This window comes from Atopobium sp. oral taxon 416 (assembly GCF_018128285.1).
Taxonomy (GTDB): domain Bacteria; phylum Actinomycetota; class Coriobacteriia; order Coriobacteriales; family Atopobiaceae; genus Olsenella_L.
Genome location: NZ_CP072380.1, coordinates 1,184,524 through 1,209,692, shown reverse-complemented (window position 1 = coordinate 1,209,692; position 25,169 = coordinate 1,184,524). Strand labels below are relative to the sequence as shown.

General features: G+C 57.1%; 19 protein-coding genes. All 19 read right to left on the bottom strand.

The genetic code is table 11. The annotated features are described in order from the left end of the window. Nucleotides 1-2 precede the first annotated feature (2 nt). The 19 genes from J4859_RS06515 to J4859_RS06430 all read right to left on the bottom strand — a co-directional run bounded on the left by J4859_RS06515 (nt 3) and on the right by J4859_RS06430 (nt 25,137). Entirely contained in the window at nt 3-1,214 is a 1,212-nt protein-coding gene (locus tag J4859_RS06515) for an AI-2E family transporter (protein ID WP_212334414.1), read from the bottom strand. A 97-nt stretch (nt 1,215-1,311) separates the two neighbouring features. Further along, on the bottom strand, nt 1,312-2,181 hold the full coding sequence (locus J4859_RS06510) for an RNA polymerase sigma factor SigF (protein WP_212334412.1): 870 nt from the start codon (nt 2,179-2,181) through the stop codon (nt 1,312-1,314). Continuing rightward, nucleotides 2,174-2,560, bottom strand: coding sequence for an ATP-binding protein (locus tag J4859_RS06505; RefSeq protein WP_212334410.1), 387 nt, complete (start codon nt 2,558-2,560; stop codon nt 2,174-2,176). Before J4859_RS06505 ends, J4859_RS06510 begins: the two co-directional genes overlap by 8 nt. A gap of 6 nt (nt 2,561-2,566) precedes the next feature. Next, a complete protein-coding gene (locus tag J4859_RS06500) occupies nt 2,567-3,160 on the bottom strand; it encodes a DUF948 domain-containing protein (RefSeq protein WP_212334408.1) in 594 nt (197 codons plus the stop codon). Nucleotides 3,161-3,215: 55 nt separating this feature from the next. Then, nucleotides 3,216-4,565: a replication-associated recombination protein A gene (locus J4859_RS06495; protein ID WP_212334406.1), complete on the bottom strand. Its 1,350-nt coding sequence runs from the start codon at nt 4,563-4,565 to the stop codon at nt 3,216-3,218. An 18-nt stretch (nt 4,566-4,583) separates the two neighbouring features. Then, on the bottom strand, nt 4,584-5,132 hold the full coding sequence (locus tag J4859_RS17620) for a hypothetical protein (protein WP_371812202.1): 549 nt from the start codon (nt 5,130-5,132) through the stop codon (nt 4,584-4,586). Then, a complete protein-coding gene (locus tag J4859_RS17615) occupies nt 5,059-5,823 on the bottom strand; it encodes an HD domain-containing protein (protein WP_371812201.1) in 765 nt (254 codons plus the stop codon). The genes J4859_RS17620 and J4859_RS17615 overlap by 74 nt, the downstream gene beginning before the upstream one ends. A gap of 17 nt (nt 5,824-5,840) precedes the next feature. Beyond that, complete coding sequence (locus J4859_RS06485) at nt 5,841-7,670, bottom strand: GNAT family N-acetyltransferase (RefSeq protein ID WP_212334405.1); 1,830 nt, start codon at nt 7,668-7,670, stop codon at nt 5,841-5,843. A 54-nt stretch (nt 7,671-7,724) separates the two neighbouring features. Further along, the gene (locus tag J4859_RS06480) at nt 7,725-8,252 is read right to left on the bottom strand and encodes a DNA-deoxyinosine glycosylase (RefSeq protein WP_212334403.1); all 528 of its coding nucleotides are present in this window, start codon (nt 8,250-8,252) and stop codon (nt 7,725-7,727) included. Next, the gene (locus J4859_RS06475; protein WP_212334401.1) at nt 8,227-9,018 is read right to left on the bottom strand and encodes a metallophosphoesterase; all 792 of its coding nucleotides are present in this window, start codon (nt 9,016-9,018) and stop codon (nt 8,227-8,229) included. The genes J4859_RS06480 and J4859_RS06475 overlap by 26 nt, the downstream gene beginning before the upstream one ends. 120 nt (nt 9,019-9,138) lie before the next feature. Then, nucleotides 9,139-9,531, bottom strand: a complete 393-nt coding sequence (locus J4859_RS06470; protein WP_212334399.1) for a hypothetical protein — start codon at nt 9,529-9,531, stop codon at nt 9,139-9,141. Nucleotides 9,532-9,541: 10 nt separating this feature from the next. Then, nucleotides 9,542-10,603 carry a Holliday junction branch migration DNA helicase RuvB gene (gene ruvB / locus J4859_RS06465; RefSeq protein ID WP_212334397.1) on the bottom strand — a complete coding sequence of 354 codons (1,062 nt, stop codon included), beginning with the start codon at nt 10,601-10,603 and terminating at the stop codon, nt 9,542-9,544. Then, the gene (gene ruvA, locus J4859_RS06460; protein WP_371812199.1) at nt 10,604-11,218 is read right to left on the bottom strand and encodes a Holliday junction branch migration protein RuvA; all 615 of its coding nucleotides are present in this window, start codon (nt 11,216-11,218) and stop codon (nt 10,604-10,606) included. Between the two features lie 20 nt (nt 11,219-11,238). Continuing rightward, entirely contained in the window at nt 11,239-11,874 is a 636-nt protein-coding gene (gene ruvC, locus J4859_RS06455; RefSeq protein ID WP_212334394.1) for a crossover junction endodeoxyribonuclease RuvC, read from the bottom strand. Nucleotides 11,875-11,931: 57 nt separating this feature from the next. Next, nucleotides 11,932-13,800, bottom strand: coding sequence for a hypothetical protein (locus tag J4859_RS06450; protein ID WP_212334392.1), 1,869 nt, complete (start codon nt 13,798-13,800; stop codon nt 11,932-11,934). 88 nt (nt 13,801-13,888) lie between these two features. Beyond that, nucleotides 13,889-14,269: a desulfoferrodoxin family protein gene (locus J4859_RS06445; RefSeq protein ID WP_212334390.1), complete on the bottom strand. Its 381-nt coding sequence runs from the start codon at nt 14,267-14,269 to the stop codon at nt 13,889-13,891. A gap of 95 nt (nt 14,270-14,364) precedes the next feature. Further along, the gene (dnaE, locus tag J4859_RS06440; protein WP_212334388.1) at nt 14,365-18,267 is read right to left on the bottom strand and encodes a DNA polymerase III subunit alpha; all 3,903 of its coding nucleotides are present in this window, start codon (nt 18,265-18,267) and stop codon (nt 14,365-14,367) included. 79 nt (nt 18,268-18,346) lie between these two features. After that, nucleotides 18,347-21,841 (bottom strand): UvrD-helicase domain-containing protein, encoded by a 3,495-nt coding sequence (locus J4859_RS06435; protein WP_212334386.1) that lies wholly within the window; start codon nt 21,839-21,841, stop codon nt 18,347-18,349. Next, complete coding sequence (locus J4859_RS06430; RefSeq protein ID WP_212334384.1) at nt 21,838-25,137, bottom strand: PD-(D/E)XK nuclease family protein; 3,300 nt, start codon at nt 25,135-25,137, stop codon at nt 21,838-21,840. The genes J4859_RS06435 and J4859_RS06430 overlap by 4 nt, the downstream gene beginning before the upstream one ends. Nucleotides 25,138-25,169 lie beyond the last annotated feature (32 nt).

Below are 25,169 nucleotides of genomic sequence, written 5' to 3'. Positions count from 1 at the left end.
GTTCATGCTTCTTCCCTCCGCAGGAAGCCAGTCTCTCTCAGCGCATGCCCCGCCTGCGCCAGCGTGTGCCGGTGCACGGAATGCGCATTCACGTTGTCGATCTGTATCAGCCAGGTAGTCTGGAAGAATTTATCGTCGTCCAATACATCGAAGGAAGGCACAATATTGCCCTCCGGGTCGTGATACGGCGTCCCTTTGAAGATCGCCCCGTCATAGGAGACGGGCTGCTGTCCGGTCCGCGTCTCAACATAATAGACGACTGCAGCCGTTAACGGAATCGCCAGTATCATCCCCACGATACCGCCCAAGGCGTTGTCGACAATGATGCCGACGAGGGAAAGCACCGGATGTACCTTGACCGCCGACTGCATCACCAATGGCGACACCAGGTTATCGGTTACATTCTGCGCAACGACCACAGTGATGAACCAGATTGCAAGCGCGGGCGACTCAAAAAGCGCCAAGGGTACTGCGATGACGCGGGAAACCAGAGACCCGATCACCGGCACGAAGTGCACCAATCCACAGAAGGCCCCGACAAAACCCGCATAGGGATGTCCGAAGAGCGCAAGACCCACGCCACAGAGCACGCCGTCGCCCTCTGAAGTGATGAGCATCGAGCGCGACATTACTGCCAGCATGAGGGATGCGGAATCTCTCTGCTTCTCCCCCACGAGCGTGACCGCCTCCTGCGCTATGGCCGGATAGTCCTTGGCAAACCAATAGACCAGAACCAACCCTAGGGGAAAGGCCACAGTGTTGTTTACAAAGTCGGCAGCGTTATTGAACAAATCCGATGAGATCTTATCCATCGCATTCCCGGATGAGAACAAGCCCGAAATGATCTGATTGAGCGCATCCTCTGCGTGCCCATTGTCGGCAAGCCCTGCCTGCTCAGCGAGATTGGTGCAGTCGGTCTGGACCCTAAAGATATGGCCCGGGATGCTCTGGAGCAAGTGGATCAACTGCTTCAGGAGGGGCGGGATGATCCGCACCCCAACAAGGATAAGGGTGGCAAGAAGGGCCACGAAGACGGCAAAAGCCGCTAAGGCCCGGCCCATCCCATGGTCCTCAAGCCAGTTGGCGATCGGACTGCACAAGAACCCTATCACCACACCGGCCAATGACAGTTCTAAGGCGAGCTCAGTTAAGCCCAACACGCGCACCACAGGGATAAGCGCGACACAGCAGGCAACGGTCGCCCCCGCTGCCATCGCCGCCTTGCGGGCGCTTCTATATGTTGAATCCTGATCTGTCACGATCCCCCAAAAGCGTTATTGAAGACCCTCTGATAGTAGCAGGGTCTAGCGCCTATGAGCGCTTCACGCTATTCGGATCTATCTTTTCCTGAATCTTCTTGAGGGTCCGACGCAGCAGACGTGACACCTGAACCTGTGAGATCCCCAGCTTGTGGGCGATCTCTACCTGCGTCAATCCATCGAGGAAGCGCATGCAGATGACCTGCTGCTCACGCGGCGAAAAGTCCTTGATCGCATCCTCGATCACCATACGGTCATCAGAAAACGCAAGATTTTCATCTTCTGAGGCGTAGTGATCAAGCACGGAAGGCGCATCGTCGTCCCCATTGAAGCCACCGGCCTCCAGTGGAATTGAGCTGTAAGCGCTGCTTGACTCCATGGCCTCCAAGACCTCGTCGACCGAGACATTGAGGCGCTTGGCAATTTCCTCCACCGAGGGGCTGCGCTGCAGCTCATTGGTGAGCTCGTCAGTTGTTTTGTTCACCTTAGCGGAGAGCTCCTGAAGCCTTCTCGGAACCCTGACGGACCATCCCTTATCGCGAAAGTGACGCTTGATCTCGCCTAAGATCGTCGGCGTCGCATAGGTCGTGAACTCAAGCCCGCGGCTCGGGTCGAAGCGGTCGATCGCTTTGATCAAGCCGATCGTACCGACCTGGATCAGATCGTCAAGCGGTTCTCCGCGGTTCTTAAAGCGTGAGGCCAGAAATCCCACCAGATTGAGGTGGGAGACGATGAGCTGCTGGCGGGCGTCCATGTCGCCCAGATCCTTATAGCGGTGAAACAGCTCACGGGTACGCCGTTTGTCCCATGCAAGTTTCCCGCGTCCGCGTGACTTTGAACGCGCGGCTTTGCGGGCCTCCTTCGCGGTATCCTTCTTCGGCGCGGCCTCTTTCGTTGATGATTCATTTCCTTCTTTAGGCATTTGTAGCCCCAACATGTTTTACGAGGTGCAGAGTGTTGTTTGTTTCATCGATATGGTGCTCATCACAGATCGCGGAGAGCAGCAGATCGGCATACGCCAACGAGTTATCGTCCTCGTCCTGATCGGGCACGCCTACCTTCGTGCTGCCTAGGCTGTAGTCGATTGCGACTTCGCCGTCGGAGAGCGTGAAATACACGGTGACGGTTTCGGGGTTGGTAGCGCAGGTATAGACGAAGCCTTCCTCGGCGGCCATTCTCAGGTCCTCGATATCGTCGACACTGAGCGCACATACGACGCCCAGGTTTGCGGCGAGCATTCTGACTGAGCGTGCGAAGTCCGCCTTGGGCGGCACGCAGATCACGACTGATTCTTCTTGCATGAGATCCTACGCTCCCCTTTTCTCAGTATCGTCAGCATCGCTCTTGGCTGGTTTCTCCTCAGCCTTACTGTCAGCCGGTTTCTCCTCAGCCTTGGTTCCGGAGTACACGACGTAACCGTCTGAAGGAGTATCCTCAAGCTTTGACTCAGTCTCCTTTGCAGTACCGTCCTCCAGCTCGCGGGCCTGCGGTGCCGGCTTTCCAGAGATGCGTGAGGCTAAACGTGCGGTGGCGCTTGCCGCCCCTTCGGCGACCTTTGCGACACCTGTGGAGACTGCGCCGGTCACATTGGCTGCGGTGTCGGACACGCTTGAGACATCATCCAGGATGCCGTTCACTTTCTGCAGGCTCTGGTTAGCCTCATCGACAGTCACCTGAGCCTTCCGCAGAATGGGATCGACCTGCTTGACTGACGGCTGCAGATCGTCGACGATGCCGTCAGCCTTCGTGATGATCGGCTTCACTTGGTCGATCGCCTCATTGGCCGAACGCGTCACCTCGTCGATCGACTTGCGCGTCTTTCTGAACATAATAGCGAGCTCAGCGACTGCCCATATAGCGACAGCGATCAGGATCGCAACCAAAACCTGTGTCACACTCATTTGTGCCCTCCGCATTTCAGGAGATAGATACCAACACTACTTCTGCCAGTTTAACCTATTTATCAGGTTTGGTAGAGGGTCCCTCGCTGCGGTCTCGCGCATTCGCTTCGACGATCCAGCTCTCCCAACCCCGGCGGGGACGATAGAAGTCACCCTTCTTGAGCCCATCCGGCAGATACTGTTGGTGTACCCAGCCTGTGGGGTAATCGTGGGGATACTTATACTCCCCATAGTTTTCCGACCCCGGACGGTGCCGATCCCGCAGGTGGTTGGGCACTTCCCGCCGTGGCCCTTCCCTCACTTCGTGCACGGCTGAATAGATCGCCGACACTGCGGCATTCGACTTGGGGGCCAAGGCGTTGTAGAGTGCTGCCTGTGCGAGGTTGATCTGGCACTCCGGATAGCCGATCACCTCCACCGCCCGAAAGGCAGCTGCTGCCACGAGGATCGCATTCGGATCCGCATTCCCGATATCCTCTGAGGCACAGATCATGATACGTCGAGCGATGAATTTAGGGTCCTCCCCTGCGTCAACCATTCGGGCTAGCCAGTAGATCGTGGCATCCGGGTCAGACCCGCGCATTGACTTGATGAAGGCGGAGATAATGTCGTAGTGCATGTCCCCCGCCTTGTCGTAGGCAAGGCCCGGGCGTGGGTTGGCTTCCTTAACCATCTGCTTCGTGATGGTTAAGGGTTCCTGGGTCTCGTCCTTTGCCTTCTCATGCCCCGTCTGGGCGATCTGGGCTGCAAGCTCCAACGTCGTCAGGGCGCTGCGAGCATCCCCGCCCGCCAGGGTCACAATCTCCTTCTCGGCTTCCTCATCCACCTGGTACTTGTGGTCAAGCCCATAGGAGACAGTCAACGCCCGATCAATGATCTGCTCGATGTCTTTGTCCTCCAGCGGATGCAGCTCCACGACCCGTGAGCGTGAGAGCAGCGCAGAGTTCACTTCGAAGTACGGGTTCTCCGTGGTGGCTCCGATCAGGACTACGGTCCTGTCTTCAACGGCATGTAATAAGGCATCCTGCTGGGAGCGGGAGAAACGGTGGATCTCGTCGACAAAGAGGATAGTGCGTCTCTCCTGGGTGAGCCAGCGGCGCTTGGCTTCCTCAATTTCGTGACGCAAGTCTTTGACGGTGCCGCTCACCGCGGAGACCTCCACGAACTCCGCGTGAGTGGTGTGGGCGATAACGTGAGCGAGGCTCGTCTTACCAGTACCCGCAGGCCCGTAGAGTATCACGGAGGTCAGCACATCGTGCTCGATCGCCATCCGCAGCCACGAGCCCTCACCGACGGCCTCCTGCTGTCCGGCATACTCCTCGAGTGTGCGCGGCCGCATGCGGACCGCCAAGGGTAAGCGTTTGAAATTCCTTTCCCGCTCCTGCGCGGAAAACAGTGTGTCCATCTCCACCTTCTCGAAGCCTTACAGATCATGGAAGTAGCTGCGGCGCTGGAAGAGCTCCGTTGTCTCTGGGAAGAGGCGCTCGCAGCTTGCAATAAAGTAGTTGTCGGTCATGGAGCTGATGTAGTCCACGACGGTTTGGTCAAAGTCACGCTGCCAGTCGTAGGTCCTCCCATAGAAGGAGAGCTCCCGGATGAGTGGCTCGATGTGGTGTCTGAAGATCGAGCCACTCGTATCCCCACGCTGCAGCACATCCAGCTCCTGCATATAGAGCTTGTGGAACAGGTCACGGACCTGATCGGAGAAGCGCCCGTCAACCTCACGCCGCATCTCGATCTTCTGAAGGTTCTCCGACTTAGCCCGTGAGAGCTCATGGAAGCCCTCTTCACTCATGCAGATCTGGGGCTTACCGAAGCTGTTGTTCACGATATCCGCGATAAAGGTCCGTAGCGCCCAGGCATTGTAGGCGCTCCCCAGCCCGTCGTCGAAGGTGTCCTCATTGACCAGTCCGACCCGGATCGCGTCCTGTCGATCCTTGCCGACGTAGGCGATAATATCCGAGAGGCGCACGACACACCCCCTCTGCCGTCATCGGCCGCAACGTCTTCACGAGCTTCGGCCCTTCGTTCCAGCAGCGTTCGACAATTTCATCGAACTCCTCGAACGAAGTGAGCCCGCTCATCTTGAGCTTCTGTCGCTCGAACTCCCCGTTGTGGCAGAGCGCCCCATCGAGGGTCTGCAGGGCAAGGTTGCGTCCATAGAGGACGTCCATGACCCGCACACTCTGGACATTGTGCATGAACCAGCGTCCGGTCCGCTCGTGGTAGATATCGTTCAAGAAGTGCTCACCGGCGTGACCGAAGGGGGTATGTCCGAGGTCGTGGGAAAGCCCGATCGCTTCAATCAGATCCAAGTTGAGACCCAACGCCCGCCCGATATCGCGAGCGGTGCGCGCAACCAGCTGCACGTGCAGGCCCCGGCGCGTCAGGTCGTCGTTTTCCACAAAAGCAAACACCTGCGTCTTGCCGTTCATCCGGTTGTAAGCCGGCAGATGGATGATCTTCTCGATGTCGTGCAGGAATGCCGGACGCAGCGGCGTCCCTTTGTCCTGTGGGGAATCCACCCGGCGAATGCAGTCCCCGTCACGGGTGGCATACGGGTTCATCTGATGTGTGCGCAGCATCTCGCGCACACCCTCCTCCACCTCAGGAGTCAAGGTCTGTGGTATGTCAGGAGCCAAGCGGTTGATATGATCGCTCATCGATCCTCCCTCACGTCTCAATCTCGCGTGCACAGGTAACACTCCTGTGTCGCAGGGGTAATTTCAAAGCCCAGTTTCGAAAGCAGCCGCAGCGTCGCGGTCGATTCAGGATAGACCGGACACCAGGGCTCGATACCCTTATCGATCAGATGGTTGACCAGGGTCGCCTCGAGCGCAAACGCCCACCCACGGCGCCGGTACGCCGGCATCACTTCAAGAGAGCCGATGCAGCCTTCCTCATGCGTTCCGATGAAGCCGACCAGTTTGTCACAGACAAAGCCCCCAAAGAAGGTGCCCACCTCGTTTTGGGTGTCCAGATCGTCTACCGTGGAGGTATCCATATTGGGATAACGCTTCAGAAGCTCGTCGAGCGTTGCTGCCGGCAGCGTTTCGATGTGGTAGCGCTCCGGGACCGAAATCTTGCGTTTCCCTTTGTAGATCGCCACATGATAGGGTTGCGCGTGAGTGAGGCCCAGCTCGGTGCTCACCCACTCTTTCATCGCTTCACCCTGTACCGCTAGTGCTCTGCGGTTTGAGAACAGCGCAGCTACATCCTGTCCCTGTTCATGATCCGGAGCATAGAGCATCTGAAGCCCTGAGGAGAACTTCGCCAGGCAGGCTCCCTTTTTCACAAAGAGCCACTGGGCACGCTCTATCTTGGTCGCTGCCTTCAGCGGGAACGCGTAATCAGGCACCTGCCGCAGCAGCTTCTTGGCACGTTGGCGCAAGACGGCCTGATCCTCACGCGGCTGCACTACAAGTGCCAACCGCCGCGCGATCTGCGAGAAGCCTTCCGCATTCGGATACTCCTCGATCCCCTGTTGGACACCGACATGAGGATCCACGAGCTGACGTCCCTCGATGCAGCGTACGCCGAACTCACGGGCAACGCTGTGGTAAATGGACTCAAGCTTCGGGAAGGGACTGCGGGGTGCTACCGGATAGTTCTCATTGCCTGCCGTGTGCGGTACGATCAACAGTGTCTGGGCACCAGGCCAACGTCTCTGCACCACGCCGAAGAACTGTCGCCCATCCTGTCTGAGCCGCTCTGTAGAATAGGCCTCCTTGCGGTATTGTTCTCCTACCGCCACCACAATCATTGCCGGATCGCGCAGGCCTGCGGTATCCAGCAGAAAATCCGACTGGAAGACCTGTCGCGCAATACTTTGGTTCACGAGATCGAGGTGGTTATGCGTCGCATAGGCGACCGGCCAGCCATCCGCTGGCTCTTCACCCCCAAAGCCCTGTGAGGCTTCATCGCCCACCACGAGCAGCAAGTCTTGCTGCTTCAGCGGTTTGAAAAAGGTAGCGGTGCCCCAAAGCCTCCGCACCGCACAGCCGCGCAGGCAAGGCAACCAGAGCCACACCGTGTGGGTCGGCCCGAAACCGGGCAAGCGCTGCCAGGTCGGATGTTTGGGATCGTTATCGATGTACCACTCGACAAACTGCTCGCCCGCCTGTGCCGGAGCGCAGACAAGGCGCTTCCCGTCGACGATGCAGCTGATTCCGTCGGGTGGTTGTGGGCTCTCCCCATCAGTCTCACGCAACATTGTCCGAGTCGCTAAAGGCTCCTCGTCGAAGCGCACCTCGAGTCCGATACGGGTCGCATCGGTTGTAAAGGCTAGAGCGATCCCACAGGTACACTGTGCCACCTGCCGGTAGAATCCCGGGTGCCAGGCGCCCACACTTCCCAGTGAGCGGTATTGCCGATCGCTCATACGCCAGGGACGGACATAGCCCTGCGTTTCCTGCTCTGTCCGCAGTGTACCTTTGAGAAAGTTTTCTGCGTCAACCGACAAAAGTAATGGGCGGGCCTCTGCGTCGTTCAACATCTCTTGAAGGCTCATCGCTCATCTCCTTTTCCGCACGTAGACGTTGTGAAACTCCTCTGCCTGATTGCTCTATAGTACCGTGTCTGCCTCTGCAGCTGAGCGAACCGGCCGATATGCCGCAATAAGATCATCGAGCCGGTAGCGCGCATTGGCGGGACTGGTAGAAGGAAGCGCAACCGCTTTCATACCACAGCTCCTCTCAAGGTAACGATGGTAGAGACGCTGTGCGGCTCCGCCAGTCGTGAAGATCGTAGTGATCGGTGCCTGCTTCAGCAGCGCTGCGACATCGTTGGGTTCAACATCCTTGATGCTTGCATCTGAGGCCCCATGGATTTGGCAGGAATGGATCACATCCCAGAGCGCTACGTGATGGGTATAGCAGAAGGCAATTTTTGCGTCATTGTCAGTAGGTAATGGTTCATTCCACAGTGCCGCCAATACCGCCCAAAACCGATTGCGAAGATTGCCGTAATACATCTTCTGTTCGCGAGATCTCGGTGAGGGAAGGCTTCCTAGGATCAGGATACGCGAGTCAGTGTCGACAATGGGATCAAGCGGATGGATGACCCGCTCAGTCTTCTTCAAGTACATTCTCATAGACCTCGTGCTTGTCGTCCAAGCGCAGCATCAGGAGCCTGCCATGATCAGGAACGGATCCTGCCCCGCAGTCGATGACCCACCGGTCTGCCACCATACCGGTTTCAGGGGTAGCACCAAGCGAAAGCATCTGGCAGCGCTGATCCTCATTGAGCGCCTCACGGTCACAGACATCCGCCAGGGTCGCCGCCAAGACCGTCGGGGTGTGGCCTGCGACGATAATAGGGCCCTTCCCCTCTTTGTCCACCAAACCGGTCGGACGGTCGAGGTAGCCCTCACGAACCCACACAAGTTCTTCCTGATCCTGTTGCATCATAGCCAGCTGCAGGTTGTCACGCGCATTTTCCGGCAGCAGATCGGAGTAGATACCGGCGTGTACCAAGACATACTGCTGGTCCCCGATCTTGGTGAGCGCAAACCGCGGGAGGTTCTCAACCCATTCAAGGAGCTCAGTCCTCTCATCTTGCGGGAGCTTCGCCAGATCCTTTGCGGTCGTCAGCCCCCCATTGATCGCCCAGTTGAGCGTCGAGGTAGGATTGCGCGGATGCTGGAAGAAATCGAGCATCAGCATTTCGTGGTTGCCCACGAGCACGGTCGCATTGGAAAATGAGCGGCACAGCCGCATGACGCCAGCCGGATCCGGTCCACGGTCGACCATGTCACCTAACACAAAGATCTTATCTTCCTCAGCGGGCGAAACCTTATCAAGAAGCCGATCGAAGGTTTTCAGGCGCCCGTGGATATCAGAAACAACGTATGTTGCCATCGGTGCCTTTCCCTCCTTCTCGTGTCGGTATCTTAATTACTATGCCCTTCCCTCAGGAAAATATATCCGCACCCTGTCAGCGGTGAGAAATTGTATTTCAGCGTCTGCAGAGCGCAGTATTTAGGAGATCTGTTTGTCCAGATCCTTCAGGGCCTCAGGAACCTCAGACAGGTCCCAGCCGAAGGCCACGGCCACGGCACGGGCCTGGCGGATACGGGTATCCGCCAGGCCCGTATCCCCACGGCGCTCATAGAGACTCGAAAGCTTGTTCAGAGCATAAGCCGCATAGCCTGCCACCGTGTCCCCGATCCCAGACAGATTCATCATCGTCACCAATGATTCCGGGGTGAGCATCAGGGCGGTGTCCGGGTCAAGCTGTAGCAGGTCTCCGATGGCTTGCTCCACCTGCTTGATCGATCTCATGTCCTGGTGTTGGTAGGCGTGGATCATCGCATCGGAAATCGCTTGCACAAACTGGGTAACCAGCATCAAGATATAGTCGTGCTGAAGCATTGTGTCTCCCCTAAGAGTCGCTCGGTGGGACGAGTCCCAGGTGATCAAAGGCGGCACGGGTCGCTTTTCTGCCCTGGGGTGTCCGAATCATCAAACCACACTGTAGCAAATATGGCTCATAGACATCCTCGATAGTCTCCGGATCTTCGCTGACCGCGCTCGCAATCGTGGTGAGGCCCACCGGACGGCCCCTAAAGGTCTGGGTCAGAGCCTTCAGGATCTTCACGTCCATCCAGTCAAGCCCCAGCTCATCGATCTCAAAGAAGGAGAGCGCTCTCTGTGCGACGTCGACCGTAATCACGCCGGTCGATTTCACCTCAGCGTAATCCCTCACGCGCTTGAGCAGGCGGTTTGCCAGACGCGGCGTACCGCGGCTGCGTGAGGCGATCTCCGCAGCGGCTTGGTCGTCACATTCAACACCCAGAATAGAGGCGGAGCGTTTGACGATCTGCGTGAGCTCCGGAATCGTGTAGTAATCGAGCCGGTAGGAGATACCGAAGCGGTCACGCAATGGGCCGGTCAGCAGGCCGGTACGCGTCGTTGCGCCTACCAGCGTGAATTTGGGAATATCGAGACGGATGGAGCGGGCAGCCGGGCCCTTGCCGATTACAATATCCAGGAAGAAGTCCTCCATCGCAGGATAGAGCACCTCTTCCACTTGGTGGTTGAGCCGGTGGATCTCATCGACGAAGAGGATGTCACCCTCTTCCAGATTCGTGAGGACGGCTGCCAGATCGCCGGTGCGCTCAATCGCGGGTCCGCTCGTCGTATGGATCTTGGCACCCATCTCGTTAGCCAAGACGTTGGCCAGGGTGGTTTTGCCCAGTCCCGGAGGACCGGAGAAGATCACATGGTCCAAAGGTTCACCGCGCTTCTTCGCAGCGGCAATCAGCACGCGCAAGTTGTCACAGACGCGTTCCTGCCCGATATAGTCATCAAGGGCCTTCGGCCTCAAGGTACGGTCGACGTCGAGGTCATCCTCAGTGAGCTCACCGCCCACTTCACGCGCACGTTTGGCGTAATCCGCCTCAGGGTTGTCACTAAAAAGATCGTCTTCAGGTGCTTGCCACATTTAGATATGTCCTCCCAATCTCTTTAGCGCATAGGAAAGGGCATCTTTGGCGGACGCCTCTCCGTTCGTATCGTATCCATTGAGCACAAGCTCGATTTCCCGTGAGGTGAACCCCATAGACAAAAGTGCCTGTTTCACCTCGTCCATCACCGCGGCAGTGCTGCCCTGGGTGGGCTGTTCGGCATCGGAGCCTGAGCCATGGAGCTGTTTACCCAGGTGGCTCAACTCCGCATCCTTCGCAAAGACGCCCTGCAGCTCGAGCACCATGCGCTGTGCGGTCTTGCTGCCGACCCCTGGCACCCGCGACATCCGCTTGGTGTCCTCATCCGCCACAATCGTGGCGAGCGCCTCCGGGGTATAGGTGGAGAGTACCGAGAGTGCAACCTTCGGCCCCACCTTGGGGATCATGATCAGGTGATCAAAGAGCGCCCGCTCCTCAGTCGTCGCAAAGCCGTATAGCCGAAGCGAATCCTGTCCCGTAATCAGGCGGGCGTAGACGGTGACGCCGGCTTCCCCCACCTGCGGGAGCTCGGCAGCGGTATTCGAGGAGACCCCGAGCTCATAGCCGACGCCCCCGACGTCAAGCACGATATGGGTCGATGTACCCTCTATCAAGGTTCCTGTGAGCTGTACGATCATCGTATATACCGCTCTCTCTTCATCTTCTCAAGGCGCGCTGCCGTCGCAGGCGCGGTCTCGCTCGCCTTCTGCTTGCGCCGCCACTCTTCCTGTGCAAGCTCCGCTGCCCGCACCGCCGCTGCGGTCTTGCGATTGCCGTTCGCGTAGCGGGAACTGTTCTGGGTGCGCCTCAGGTTCGCATGGCAGATCGCTGCCGCAAGCGCATCGGCACAGTGGTCCGGGTGCGGGTCATGGTCCATGTGCAGAATATTCCTCACCATGAATATCACCTGGTGCTTATCTGCGGAGCCGGTCCCCACGACCGCCTGCTTGATCTGCATCGGGGTGTACTCCCCGACCTTCAGGTTCTTCTCCGCTGCGGCAACGAGCGCCGCTCCACGGGAGTGCGCGGTGACGATCGCGGAGCGAGAATTCTCACCGAAGAAGATCTTCTCGATCGAGAGCTCCGATGGCTCAAACTGGATGATCACATCGTTGAGGTCCTGATAGATTTTGCCGAGGCGCTCGACCAAGGGCGTATCCGCCTTCGTTATGATGCAGCCATAGGCCCGTGCATGGTACTCTGATCCCCGCGTCTCAATGATGCCCCAGCCGGTGTGCGCCAGGCCGGGATCGATTCCGATGATGACCATAGATCCCCCGAACAATCGTTCTAGGTTACCCATACTAGCACACACCGGATCTGACAACTAATTTTCAGAGAAGGGATTCTCCCAACCGGAGAGCCCGGTGCGGAAATTGAGTCCGTTGCCCAGATCGATATTTACGCCGTTGTCATTCCCGTTGTCCTGATCTTCCCTCTCGTCGTCCTGGCGCTCGGACATGTCACGGATCATATCGAGGGCATCCTGGAAGGCCTTCATCTCGTTGAGTGGTCTCTGTCTGCCAGAGTCATCCTCATTGATCGCGTCGATAACCTTCTTCAACAGGGACTGGATATCGAGTGTACCCTGGTTCTTACGGGCGTGGTCGTGCCAGGCGACCCCCAGCGAGCTCGCATAGTCGCGCAGCATCCGGTCAGATAGCGCAAAGGTCGGCGGCACCGTGAAGTGCGCCATCGTTGCCTGATCAAGCAGGTCGAGGACTCCTCGCACCACGGAGGGATCCTCAAAGTAGGAGGAGATCTCCTCGAAGTCCATACCCAATTCAACCCTCATAAGCAGGATCGAGTCAAATTGCTCCAGCCGCTCCCGGTCATTCGCCCCGAGTGACTCGAACCTATCGAGCCACGGACAGCCATAGCGTCCAAAGCACGCCTGCGGGATCACCGGGGACATCTCGTTTCTGGTCTGAGCGAGGTTGAGCACCTCATTCATAAAGAGATCACCGAAGGGGGCCCACAGGTAGGGGTAACGCAGCGTCGAGCCTTTACCGAGTGCCAGCGAGGTCTTATCGTCAGCCAGCAGGATCAGGGAGTCATTCTCACGCGCCAACTCCGCCAGAAACGCCTCCTGCACTGACTGCAGGAGCTCGTCGGTGTAGCGTGCCCAAGCATGGGGCTGCGGAATCGGCAGTCTGAAGTCGGGAGTCCGGGTATCCACCCGCAGATTTGTGATCACCGATTTAGTCTCAGGGTCATCGCTGCAGACGAGTGCCCGCACGTTTAGGGGCCCGACCGCGTCCACCGCCAGACACACCAGCAGAAGCGAGGCCAAAGAGCCATCCACACGCACGGCGACGGTCTCAAAGCCCTGCTGACGCACCAGGTCAGTGGTCCCCGTGACGAGCGCATCGTAGAGCATCGGCTCAACCGGAGCCCCGATCTCCCAGGTCAGGTGGGACGGCAACGACTCTGTCTGCGCGGTCTCACCGGTGACGAGCGCCTCCTCTAAGAAGGGACCGATGCTGATCACGGTCTGGTGTGGAGCGATGATGAACGAGGAGCCCGGGAAGATATCCTCCCCATAGCCGCCCACGCCGGAGGCACAGACCATGGGGTACCCAAGGGTATCCACCTCCTCAAAGTAATCATTTGCGCCGAGACCTACCGCGAGCTGCGCGTTGGCATCCGAATAGATAAAGCTGTCAAACGGGATAAAGATGAGCATATCGAGTTTCTCATCGGTATCCAGATGCTGATCCATCTCATCGACAGTGAAGACAACCCCGCAGCGCGCACCGTCGACCGTAAAGATCGCGACCCCGTTATCCGAGAGATAGTAGTCATCCTCACTGTCGCTGTCCTTGTCCTCAGTCAGCTGCTGCATAGCACGCGCCAGGCAGGCTGAGCGGATCGGGGTCAGATCTCCGTGGTGTACCAGCACTGCGTCGGTGATCAGGCTGCTCTCAGTCTGATAGCTGAGCGGCACCAAAGCGGCGATCTCTAAGTGCTTGATCTGTTGGGAGAAATCGTAAAGTGCGTGCACCGCATCGTCCAGGAAGTGCTCCGAGACTGCTTCATCGAAGAACTGTGACTGTGAGCCGGTCAGAGTCGCATAGGGGTAGACGATCAGCTTGCTGCCCTGTGCGCAAGCCTGCTTTGCATAGCGGACCATCTTGCCGACCGTATCCTCAAAATCCCCCGCCACCGTGGCGATCTGCGCGATTGATACTTTCATCCTGCTCCACTTCACAAAAAGAGCGAGACCCGCTTTGCATTTGGTCGAGTCTCGCATACATGCTACTTGCTGTGGTTGTCAGACAACGTTACAGTTCGGCTTTCCAAAGTCCGTGCAAATTGCAATAAGCATAAACGGTCGCGCCGCTGTCTGCAACATGCTCAAAGACCGCCTTCGGCTCTTCGCCCGGATGGAGGAACCGAACATCGAGACGTCCGCGCTGTGAGAGCGCGATCCACATGATGTGGTGCTTCTCCTCCATCGGATGGAGAGTGCTGCCGACCTGAACCTCGACGGTGTCACCCTTGCGGGTGCAGATCGGAACATGCTTCTCCTGTGCCGCGTCGGTACTGTTGGCTTTAAGCTCAACCATCGGCTTGCCGCAGCACTGCGGGGTGCAGCTTCCGCGATGCAGCAGCGCTACCAGGTTACCGCAGTCCTTACACAGATAAAATGTTGTCTCGCTCATAATCCATACCTCTCTCTCAAACGGGTTTTCTCCGTCCAATATTTTCTGTACCCGTTTGAGGTGTCTCCGTATCAATCAAAACTAAGTTTTATCAGTTAGGCTACAACGACTTTCCCGTGCTTACCCACGACGTCGCTGACTTCCGCGATCAACACCATGTTGTGCGCGTCGACTTTAGTCGGCAGCTCGAAGCAGGTCAGGTCGCCTGAGTTGGCTCCCTCAATCCTAAGCTCGACGTAGTCGAGGCCGGGATAGCGGTTGAAGACGGAACCCAGTTGCTCCATGTGCCCTGCGCTGAGCATATCAGAGGCAAGATTGACCTCCAGCACCTTTGGCGTATTGGTCTCACTGTTGAGGATCAGAGGCTCCACGCTCTCCGCGATGATCTGGTCGCCGCGATCGGAGCGCTCAAGCTTGCCCCGAACCTTCAGAAAGACATCGCCGATAGTCTCACCGGTCTGCTCGTCGATCTCGCCACACAGCGCAGCCTGACACGTTTCATAGAGCTTCGGGAATACCACGACAGTGGTCTCCCCTTCCATGTCCGCAAGCTGCACGATTGCCATTGCCTTGCCGGTCTTGGTGGTCTTCTTATCGATCCCGCTCATCATGCCCGCCAGCCGGACCACTTTGCCGTCCGGGATAACGTGTCGGGCGACGGTCGCGCCGCTCACCGGATCGACGGCATCCTCGGTCGCTGAGATATCGGAGATCTTGTAGTCCCGAGCCTTGGAGAGCGCGTATTCATACGGACGCAGTGGGTGGTCGGAGACGTAGATGCCAAGCACCTCATGCTCCTGGGCGAGCTTGGTACGCCGATCCCACTCGATACCGTCCGGTGCGGGGATCTTATCCTCAAAGCCGGAATCCGAGACGTCACCCAAGAGGTCGAAGAAGGAGACTTGCCCCTGGGCACGGTCCCTCTGGCGCTTGGCAGCGGACTCGATAATGTTGCGCGCATTGTTCTTGTCCACGAAGTGCATCATCTGTTTTCTCGTGTAGCCCGTGAAATCGAAGGCCCCGCTCTTGATCAGCGCCTCGACGACGCGGCGGTTCGCCTGTGAGGCGTCCACGCGGTCCACGAAGTCGTGGACCGTCTTGAAGGGACCGCTCTTTGTACGTTCAGCCATGATGGTCTCGCCCACTGACTCGCCCACGCCGCGGATGCCCGCGAAGCCGAAGCGGATACCGTCCTTGGTGGCGGTGAAGTCACGGCCGGACTCGTTGATATCCGGAGGTAGGATGTTGATGCCCTCGTGGCGACAGGCAGAGACATAGTGCACGATCTTATCGGTCTTCCCCATGTAGGAGGAGAGGACGGAGGCCATGTACTCCTTCGGGAAGTGGGCCTTGAGCCAGGCGGTCTGCATAACGAGAATGGCGTAACCGGCAGAGTGCGACTTGTTGAAGGCGTAGGAGGCGAACTCCAAGACATCGTCCCAGATCTTCTGGGCAATCTCCTTCTTGTAGCCGTTCTTGACCGCGCCGTTCATCCAGTGGTCGTATATGGTCTCATCGGCGCCTGTGGCCTCCCAGTGGAAGACCTGGCTCGTGAGCATCTTGATCTTTTTCTTAGCCACCGGCTTACGGATACGGCTATCTGACTCGCCCGGGGTAAAGCCGCACATCTTCATCGAGATCTGCATGACCTGTTCCTGGTAGACCATGGTTCCGTAAGTCTCTTCCAGGATGTCTTTGAGGCGGTCATCGTAGTAGACAACCGGCTCTTCGCCGTGCATACGCTTGATGTAGCTCGTGACCATACCGGCGCCTAGAGGACCCGGACGGTAGAGGGCGATCAGTGCGACGATGTGCTTGTATTCGGTCGGCTGCATCTGCTTGATCGTGGCGGTCATGCCCGCGGACTCGACCTGGAAGACGCCGGCGGTCTTGCCTTCACTTAAGAGCCTATAGATCGCAGGGTCCGTAAAGTCGACTTTGTCCATATCGATATCGACACAGGCGGCGCCTAGTTTAATGGTCTTTTTCACCTGCTCAGGCATCCGCGCGATATCGGAGGCGTTCGGATAGCTGCACTTGATATTCTGTAGGGCTTTGTTGATAACGGTGAGGGTTCTCAAGCCCAGGAAGTCCATCTTCAGCAGGCCCATGTCTGCGACCGAATGGCCTTCGTACTGGGTGATCGTGACGTTGCCCTTGGTATCCAGCTTGGTAGGCACATGGTCGGTGACCGGGGTCGGAGCGATCAGGGTTGCGCAAGCGTGCACACCCTCGCCACGAGTCAGGCCCTCGATGGACATGGCAGCGTCGATAATGGACTTGGCGTCCGCATCCTTGTTGTAGGCTTCCTCAAAGTCCGGAGAGTATTGGTCCGGCCTATCCGGATTCTTGTGCAGCGCATTCTTGAGCTTCAGGCTCGCGTCGTTGGAGAGCATCTTTGAGAGTCGCTGTCCCACGTAGACCGGGAAGCCCAATACACGGGCCGCATCGTTGATAGCCTGCTTCGCCTTGATGGTGGAGTAGGTGATGACCTTACAGACGCGGTCCTCGCCGTAGACGTCACGCACGTGCTGCAGGACATCCTGCAGGTGCTCATCGTCGAAGTCCATATCGATATCGGGCATCTCGGTACGCTGCGGGGATAGGAACCGCTCGAACATCAGACCGTTCTCCAACGGATCGAAGTTCGTGATGTTCATCGCGTAGGCGACGATAGCGCCGGCGGCAGAGCCACGGCCTGGCCCGACACCGATCCCATGGTCCTTGGCCCACTGGACATAGTCCTGAACGATCAGGAAGTAGTTCGCAAAGCCTTTGTCGATAATGATGCCGGCTTCGTGCTCGTAGCGGTCCTCGACGTTGATGCCATTGATCGTGACGTGCTTCCAGTCTTTGCCGTAACGGCGTGCCAGACCCTTCTCGCACTCCGCACGGAAGCGCTGCTCGGCGGTCTCCCCTGGCTTCAGACCTGGGAACTGTGGCAGGTACATGTGCGTCCAGTCGAGCTCATAGTTGCACTTGTCGGCAACCTCGAGCGTATTGTCGCAGGCCTGCGGTACCCAATCGAAGAGCTTACGCATCTCCTCTTCACTCTTGAGGTAGAACTCAGCGCCCTCCATCCGCATGCGGGAGGAGTCGTTGATCGTGGTGTTCTTCCCAATGCAGGAGAGGATGTCCTGAGTGGAGGCATCCTCACGTGTCAGGTAGTGGATATCGTTGGTGGCAACGACTTTGATATCGAGCTCATGGGCGAGCTTCACCAAGCGCTCGTCGAGGCTACGGTCGTTCCAGCCGCGAGAGAACTTGAGCCCGTGGTCCTGGATCTCGATGTAGAAGTCCTCACCGAAGAGGTCCTTGAACTTCTTGGTCCATTCCCGGGCTTCGTCGAACTCGCCGGCCATAATCATCTGCGGGATGATGCCTTGCACGCAGGCGGAGAGGCAGATCAGCCCCTCGTGGTACTGCTCGAGCATCGCAAAGGTGATACGGGGCTTGTAGTACATCATCTCGTGCCCCGCCGCTTTCGACATGCACTTAATCAGGTTCTTGTAGCCGGTCTCGTTCTTCGCCAGAAGGATCAGGTGATAGCGGACCTGCTTGGTACCGTGCGGAATGCAGTTGTCCTGAATAAAGTAGGCCTCACAGCCGAAGATCGGCTTGATCAGTTCACGCGGCTTCTTCGCTTTGACCGCGTCCACATTATGGCCTGAGGATTCCCACAGCTGGTTGTCCCGCTCCCACTGGGCGTGCACCGCATGGAAGTAGTCCGCATCCGGGGCATCAGGCTTGGGCTCTTCCAGGTCCCAACCTTTGCTGAAGCATTCGATGTCGTGGCGCCACTGCTTCATATTCTCCTGGACGTCATTGTACTTGCGGCACTCCAGGTCCAGATTGGGGATACCGAACATGTAGCCGTGATCCGTTAAGGCCACCGCCGGCATATGAAACTCAACAGCTCTCTTTACCATATCAGGAATACGGCAAGCGCCGTCGAGCAGCGAAAAGTCAGAGTGATTGTGAAGATGAACAAAGCTCATGGATGAAAACTCCTGTGCTTATATCAGACAGTTTGTTACTGAGCAGTCTAGCATAGCAGATTACAAGCGAACAAGTGTACTACCACGCATAGGGCGCATTCTTCTGATCGAAATCATACGCCACCACGAGCGGCTCGCCCGCCTCATTAGGATCCTCGCGCTCAACACACACAAACCGTGCGCGAACACGCTCAAAGCCTATATCCATCAGTACCCGCGCGTACAGGTCTGCCTGCAGGCTGTGGTTCTCCCGGATCCGATCGATATCCAACTTGGTGTCACCGGTTTTGTAGTCGACCAGCAGCACTTCATCCTTATCGTTGTAGGCGACCACATCAAAGGCGCCGGTCGCATAGGATCCCAATTCAGAGTGGGCCTTGCTGAAGAATGGAAGCTCTGCCTGCAAGTTCTGATACTGAAGCACTTCCTTGCGGATAGAGGACCCAAACCACCGCTTGAGGGCCGCCTCAACGCGTTTCCGAGCGCGCTCACCCAGCCCCCAGTAATCTTCCACCTCGCGGATGTGCTCATCAGTCGGATAGTACCCTGACTCCACGATGGTCTGCGCCAGCAGGTGGAAGGCCGAGCCGATATTGGTAGCCCTGTCGGGATCTGCAGTCTCATCCTGCGACTCCTGCGCGGCCTGCCAACCTACCGGGATCGCGCTCTTCATGTGATACGGCTGGTGCACCATGTGCGCCATCTTCTCATGAGCCGCAGAGAAGCTGAAGACATCAAAGCGGTTCTTCTCCATCTCAACCTGTGCCGTCAGGGGATCCGGCTCGATCGCAAAGAGGTCAAAGCTAGTCGGCGTTTGCTCAGCGGTATCTTCAGAAGAGCCATGCAGCAGCCGTGCAACATCTGCAGGATCCTGTAATGGCTGTCCCTCAAGCTCCGGGAGCAGCCCACCGGTGTCCAGTGACGATGTCTTTCCCTTACCTTTCGTTTCAATATAGGTGTGAACCACTGCTGGCATCGATCCACCAAAATCGAGCTCACTGGTCCCTGCCTGCGGGACTGCACCACCGAAGAGCGCCCCCATCACCCTACCGGTCAGATCAGGACTGAGCGAAGGACTGCTCTTGATTGTATAGCCGTCAATATCAAAGATCAGGGCATCCTCGGCACGCGTGAGGGCTACATAGAGCAGCCGCGTCGCTTCTTCGGCATCAGCCTGCTTCTCGCTATCGCGCAGATAGGGATACCACTCCCCCAACGTCTGTGGATTGTCGGGAATCTCTTTGAGCTTATCAAGCACCCTCTGGTCAATTTTATCAGCCCGAATGATCAGGGCCTCGGTGCCCTCGCTGCTCTGTGCATGCCCATGGAGGATCTGGTCTACTCTCGAGGTTCCATCCCATCCTGCTACGGCAACGACTTGGAACTCCAGCCCTTTGGACGCGTGAACAGTCATAACCTGTACAGCATTGGATCCGATACCGTTCAATCGGGACGGAGAGATCTTAGAGACCCTGAGCCACGTGTCAAATTCAGAAGCAGCACGTGCGGGACCAAGCCCCATCTCTTCGGTGAGGTCACGGATGTAGTCGATGGAGGCTAACACGTTTGCCTCTTTGCTCTGTCCGGTTACCCCTTCTTCCTCCAACCGATTGAGCCAGCCGGAAGCTACCACGACTTCCCGGCACACCTCAGCCACCGGCTTTCTGCGCATCTCAGAGCGGGCTTCCATGAGAATATTGTGTGCCCGCACGAGCCGGGGCGAGACCGAAGCGTCCTCTCTGAACTCCATGGTCTCCAGGCCGCATTCAATCGCCCGTTTGATCGGATTGCCGGTATTCACATGGGTCCCGGTACCGAGACTAACGAAGTCATCGGCACCCAACCCAAACATCTGGGAGGCTAGTACGGGGAAGAGCCCCGTTTCACTGTCGTGATCGTTTGCAAGATAGTGCAGCAGCGCGCCCATAGTCTGCGCCTCTATCGTCGTGGTGAAACCAGATCCACCACTCACCACACACTCAAGTCCCACATCCCGGATCGCTTGGACATATTGGTCGGCGTTTGTCATAGCCCTCAGCAAGAGCGCCATGTTGCCCGCAGACACCCCGGCATCGGCATACTTCTTGAATTGGGCTGCAATTCCCTGAGCTGCGACGGCTCCCTGAATTTTGGAGACGTTTTTCTGTCCACAGGTGAGTTCGATATCAATGCGGGGCAACGAGTCCGGGAAATCGCTGCTGTGGGCAGGATTGGCTTTCAGGCGCATAAAGTCCTTGAGGACTCCCTGATCTCCCCCACAGACCTTGTCAACAAAAGACAGAATGTCCGCATGGCTGCGGTAGTTCATATCAAGCTGCACTCTATTGTCTTCGGGCAACCCCGCTCCACGGCTCCGGAAGACTCCGACATCGGCTCCACGGAACCGATAGATCGACTGCTGCGCATCACCGACAGTTGTGAGGTGCTCCACATCGGTTCCACTCAGATAGCTGATGAGCTCTAACTGCTGCGCGTCGGTATCCTGGAACTCGTCGATCATCACCAGCTTGAAGCGTCCCCGATAGTCTGCCTGTACCTCAGGGGAGGTCTCGAGTGCCTGCAGTGCCTGTGCGATCAGATCGTCGTCGTCGAGCAGCGAACCATCGCGCTTCAAGTTCTGATAGTACGCTGTTGTCTTCTGCGCGAGTTCGATGATCTCCTCCATGCCAGGGCGAAATCCGCCAAGCAGGATGTCGATCTTCAACAGAGCGAACTCTTCCTCGAGGGGAGCTTTATATTCCTTGAGGCCACCTCTTGAACTCCGAGGCATGCTTACCTGATTGAGCGTATCGAGAGCTGCCTGGGGCGTACGTTTGCCCGGAGCAAGCGCAAGGAACTCTTGGAGCGCCTCACAGGAAGCTTCCACCTTAGGTCTATCTTTTGCCGATAGGGGATACGTCCGCACCCCGTCGTAGTGATTCGCAAAGCTCTCCATCGCACTTGCGATATCTCCACTCTTAGGAACCCAAAGGCTTTTGTAGCCTCCCGGGGTCTGGGCCGCGATCGTCATGACCTTAGACACTGAATTGAGGATCGATACCTCGTTGCTGCCCACCCCTTCCAGAGAACCAAAATTCATGCGTTCAAAGAGCAGCTGTTCCTGGGGTGTTTTATTCTGCTTCTTTTGGACGTCACCGACAACGTGCTGTAAGGCATTGCCTCTCAGCTCATTCACTTCATTTTCTGAGGCGATAGAGAACTCCGGATCGATGTTCAGATCGAGGGCATGTCTCTTAAGGATACGGGAGCACATCCCATGGATCGTGGAAATCCAGGCGCTGTCGACGTTGAGCGCCTGCTCCCTCAGGCCACACTGGCGCAACGTGGGACGAACGCGCTCTCTAATTTCACGCGCGGCCGCATTGGTGAAAGTAATCACCAGGATCTGAGAGATATCGTCCAGAAAGGGCTTTCCATCTGTACCGGAGCCCGGTGATAGAGCCCAGGCGATCCGCTGCGTCAGCGTAAAAGTCTTGCCGGAGCCTGCGCCCGCTGCGACGAAGAGAGGCTTATCGAGCGTCTGTACGATGGCTCGCTGATTGTCGTTTAATCCTGACAGGTCAAGGGTGCTCATGGTTGTCTCTTCTCACAGTTCAAAACCGGACAAAATTTACAGGCGTCTTTGTCACGCGGATTCGCTTCAATATTGCCGTCCAACAGCTCTTCAATCTTCTCCGCGATCAGGTCCTCCGTCGTGTCGAGCAGGGCATTGAAGCCGCTTTCCTCAGAGGAGGTACCGGTGAAGCCAGGGGGCACCGCAATGCGGTTCAGTGAGCGTGAGCTGAGCTGATGGTCACCGTAGACAATGTCGGCCATATGCTCGCTCACTGCGCCTGACAGCCCATGATCTCTCCTTGTGCACAGATACACGCCACCGCAGACCTTAAGGCCGGTAAGCCTGCGGAGGATCTGCGCATATGCAAGCGTCTGGATATGCTTGGGTAGCACAAAGGGTCGGTCCTCTTCCCCTTCTGGTTCTAGCTCCGCTTTTTTGCTCCCGTTTTTCTTCGTCTGCTTCGGAGGGAAAACTGCGTAGTCGCTAAAGAAGCTATTCGCGGAACGATGCTTGTAATCGATCACAAGCGCCTGCTTGTGGGCATTGACGTCGATACGGTCAATGGTGCCTACCATGTAGACGCCAGCATATTCAACCGGCTCCTCTTTACCGAAATTCCACTCAAAGAATCGTGGCTCAAACCCATCAAAGAGTTCGCCTTGATACTTCAGGGCAGAGAGCAGATCCTGCCGCAATGCCATTAGCTTTCCCTGATCCTCCTCAGTATGGGGTACAAAGGCCTGTGGACGGCTATTCTTCCCCTTCACTATATATTGGTGCGCTAGATGCTCATCGAACTCCTCATTCAAAAGCTTCTGAGCGACCTCTAAGCTCTTCGGATCCGATACCCGAGATCCTGCTACCTCAGTCCACGGCTCACGTTTGAGATCCTCTTCGGAGATGCCACCTCCCGCAAGCGCCTGTGTGAGCATTCGCTCGCCAGTCACCTGGAGCACGCGATGTACGAAGGTTCCCATCTCCATGTTGCCGAATTCAGCATCGCTGTTTGTTAAATTGAGTCTTCTCATACTGAACCACTTATAGGGGCACTCGAGATAGGACTCTATCTGAGAGGCGGACAGAACCGGCTTTCCATGATAGAGCTCCACCTTCGTTGGAGAAGGAAACGAGATGTAGGGACGTGAAGCCTTGCTGATCGAACCGGTTGGTCCGATTTTCTCATGTGAGGTGACCTCAGATTTCTTACCTTCGGCAGAGATATTGCGCGCCGCATCATATTCACTCAATTCAGTTACCAGAATATGGTTGTCAATGCAGGCCTTGACCTGCTTCGGTTTCTCATCGCTCATCCCATAGGCTCCTAAGAGTTCCTGCACCATGACCGAGGGAAAACACTGTTTTGAATCTGCACCGAACTGCGTCCGCTCACAGATGAATTTGTGGATGGGCACGCACAGCATCCGGTAGAACCGTGCACGCGCTGACATCATGGGATCTTGAGCAGGGTCGATATTGAGCCGCTCAAAGAGCGAGCTCACCACATCATCTCCGTCATCCACCGCAGACTCTGTCGAGGTCTCTGCGCAGCTGATCAGAACATCGGCGCTCGCAGGCTCCATCGTTGCAGCTTCCGATTTGCTGACAATCAGCACCCGTCCTCGTGATCCCCCAGCCTCAACGGCGGGGTGCAGGGATACGGTGGTCTCCCCTAAAGGCTGTTTTAAGTACTCGACCACCTCACACAGTTTGTCCGCGGAATCGTTCTTGGGATCGTAATGCAAGCCCTGACTTCTCAGTACTGCAGAAGCGTTCACCACGCCACGCAGAACACCCTGTGCCTCTGCGTCGGCATAGGGATCATGCGGTCGCTTGTGCAAATTCACCTGCTCACCTTCCGCATCGATCGCATAGTCATCGATCGCTCGATTTTCGGTGTGATTGAGATAGGGCTCTGCCAGCTTCATGGCAGCACCACCGATGTGGCCTTTGAGCAGCTCTCTCGTCGCTGCAGCGACTATCGGAGAGCAGCTGTTCTGCTTCTGCAGGGTACCCAGGACTTCCTGTGGGGTGAGGAGCCGATCTCCTCTCCAGCGCTTATCGAGCCGCTGCGCTCGATAGACACTCATCTGGGCAATATCGTTTTCGAAGAAGTCAATCAGCTCTTCAGGTGGCCACCAGCTCATATCGCCGAGTCGAATTGCTGTCTCCCCCTCTTTAGTCTGTGTGGGCTCAGGCCAACTCTCGGCAAGCTGGTTGAGCGTTGCTACCTTCTGTGCAAACTCCAGAAATGCCCTTCCTGCGTCACAGGACAGCAGATTCTTACTGATCGACCCTTCAACCGAGATACCCCGAGCTACCAGTTTTGGGGCCAGCTCTCTCCACGCCCGCTCCGCAGAGGGGGCCGCAACTACGATCTGTCTTTCTCCCTGTTTGACCAGATCCTCAATACGACGCGCGATCAATTCTGCTTCTGCATGGGAGCCGGCGGGGTACAAGAGCTCTACCGAGCCATCTGCGGTGAGGTCGTTTCTACCCTGGAAAATCGCATTCTTCAAGGCAGTCAATCCCGTAGTGCGTACCGCTTGTGGTTTGTAGTGGTCTTCCTCTACCTCACACACAACGTCAGCTGCAGCGGCTTCCTGTTTCAACTGTTCTATGAGCTGAGCAGTCTGCGCAGTCGCCACCTCATTTCCCGTCTCAAAGACAATCCAGACGTGGCTGTGCTGAGCAAGCTGAACCAAGAGTTCACGCTGCGGACGCCGCATCGTCGCAAAGCCACTGACGACGACAGCCGGCAGCGTAACCTGAGCCTTAAGCAGGCGCTGGATTATAGTGCCTGCCGCTACACAGCCTTCGGTGAGGTTACGGGCACAAAGTTCTTTGCTATAGCGGGCGACCCACTCAATCGCTTCAATCTCTGCACTCGTGAGATTCGCCTGTTTTGCCTGTTCACCCTCGACATTCCCATCGCTATTGAGTGGCAAATATGGAAGCGCGGAGCGCGCAAGCTGTCCAAGTACCCTCAGGGTACCCGGATTGGGAGTTAGGCTCGCCGTCTCTCCACCGGAGAGCAGTTGCTGAAAGATCAGAGTCCGCTCGGGCGGGCTCACGAGGTGTGTGCCATCTCCCCAGGCTTCCCAACGCTCTTCGAGCCAGCTCGACATGCTGGTCACATCGACGCCGAAGAAATCGGGACCTTCCTGCGCAAACACGCGTTGGGCTTCATCTTGCTGGGGTAACCCCGGCACAAACAGGGTGGGGCGCCCACCGGCTCTCTGTGCTTCCTTGAGCGCCTTCCGAACCGGTTCGGAGGCGATTCCCTCAGCATTGGTCACGATGATATGTTCAGCCATAAGGCTCCCATTTCGTTGATTGATTTAGGCAT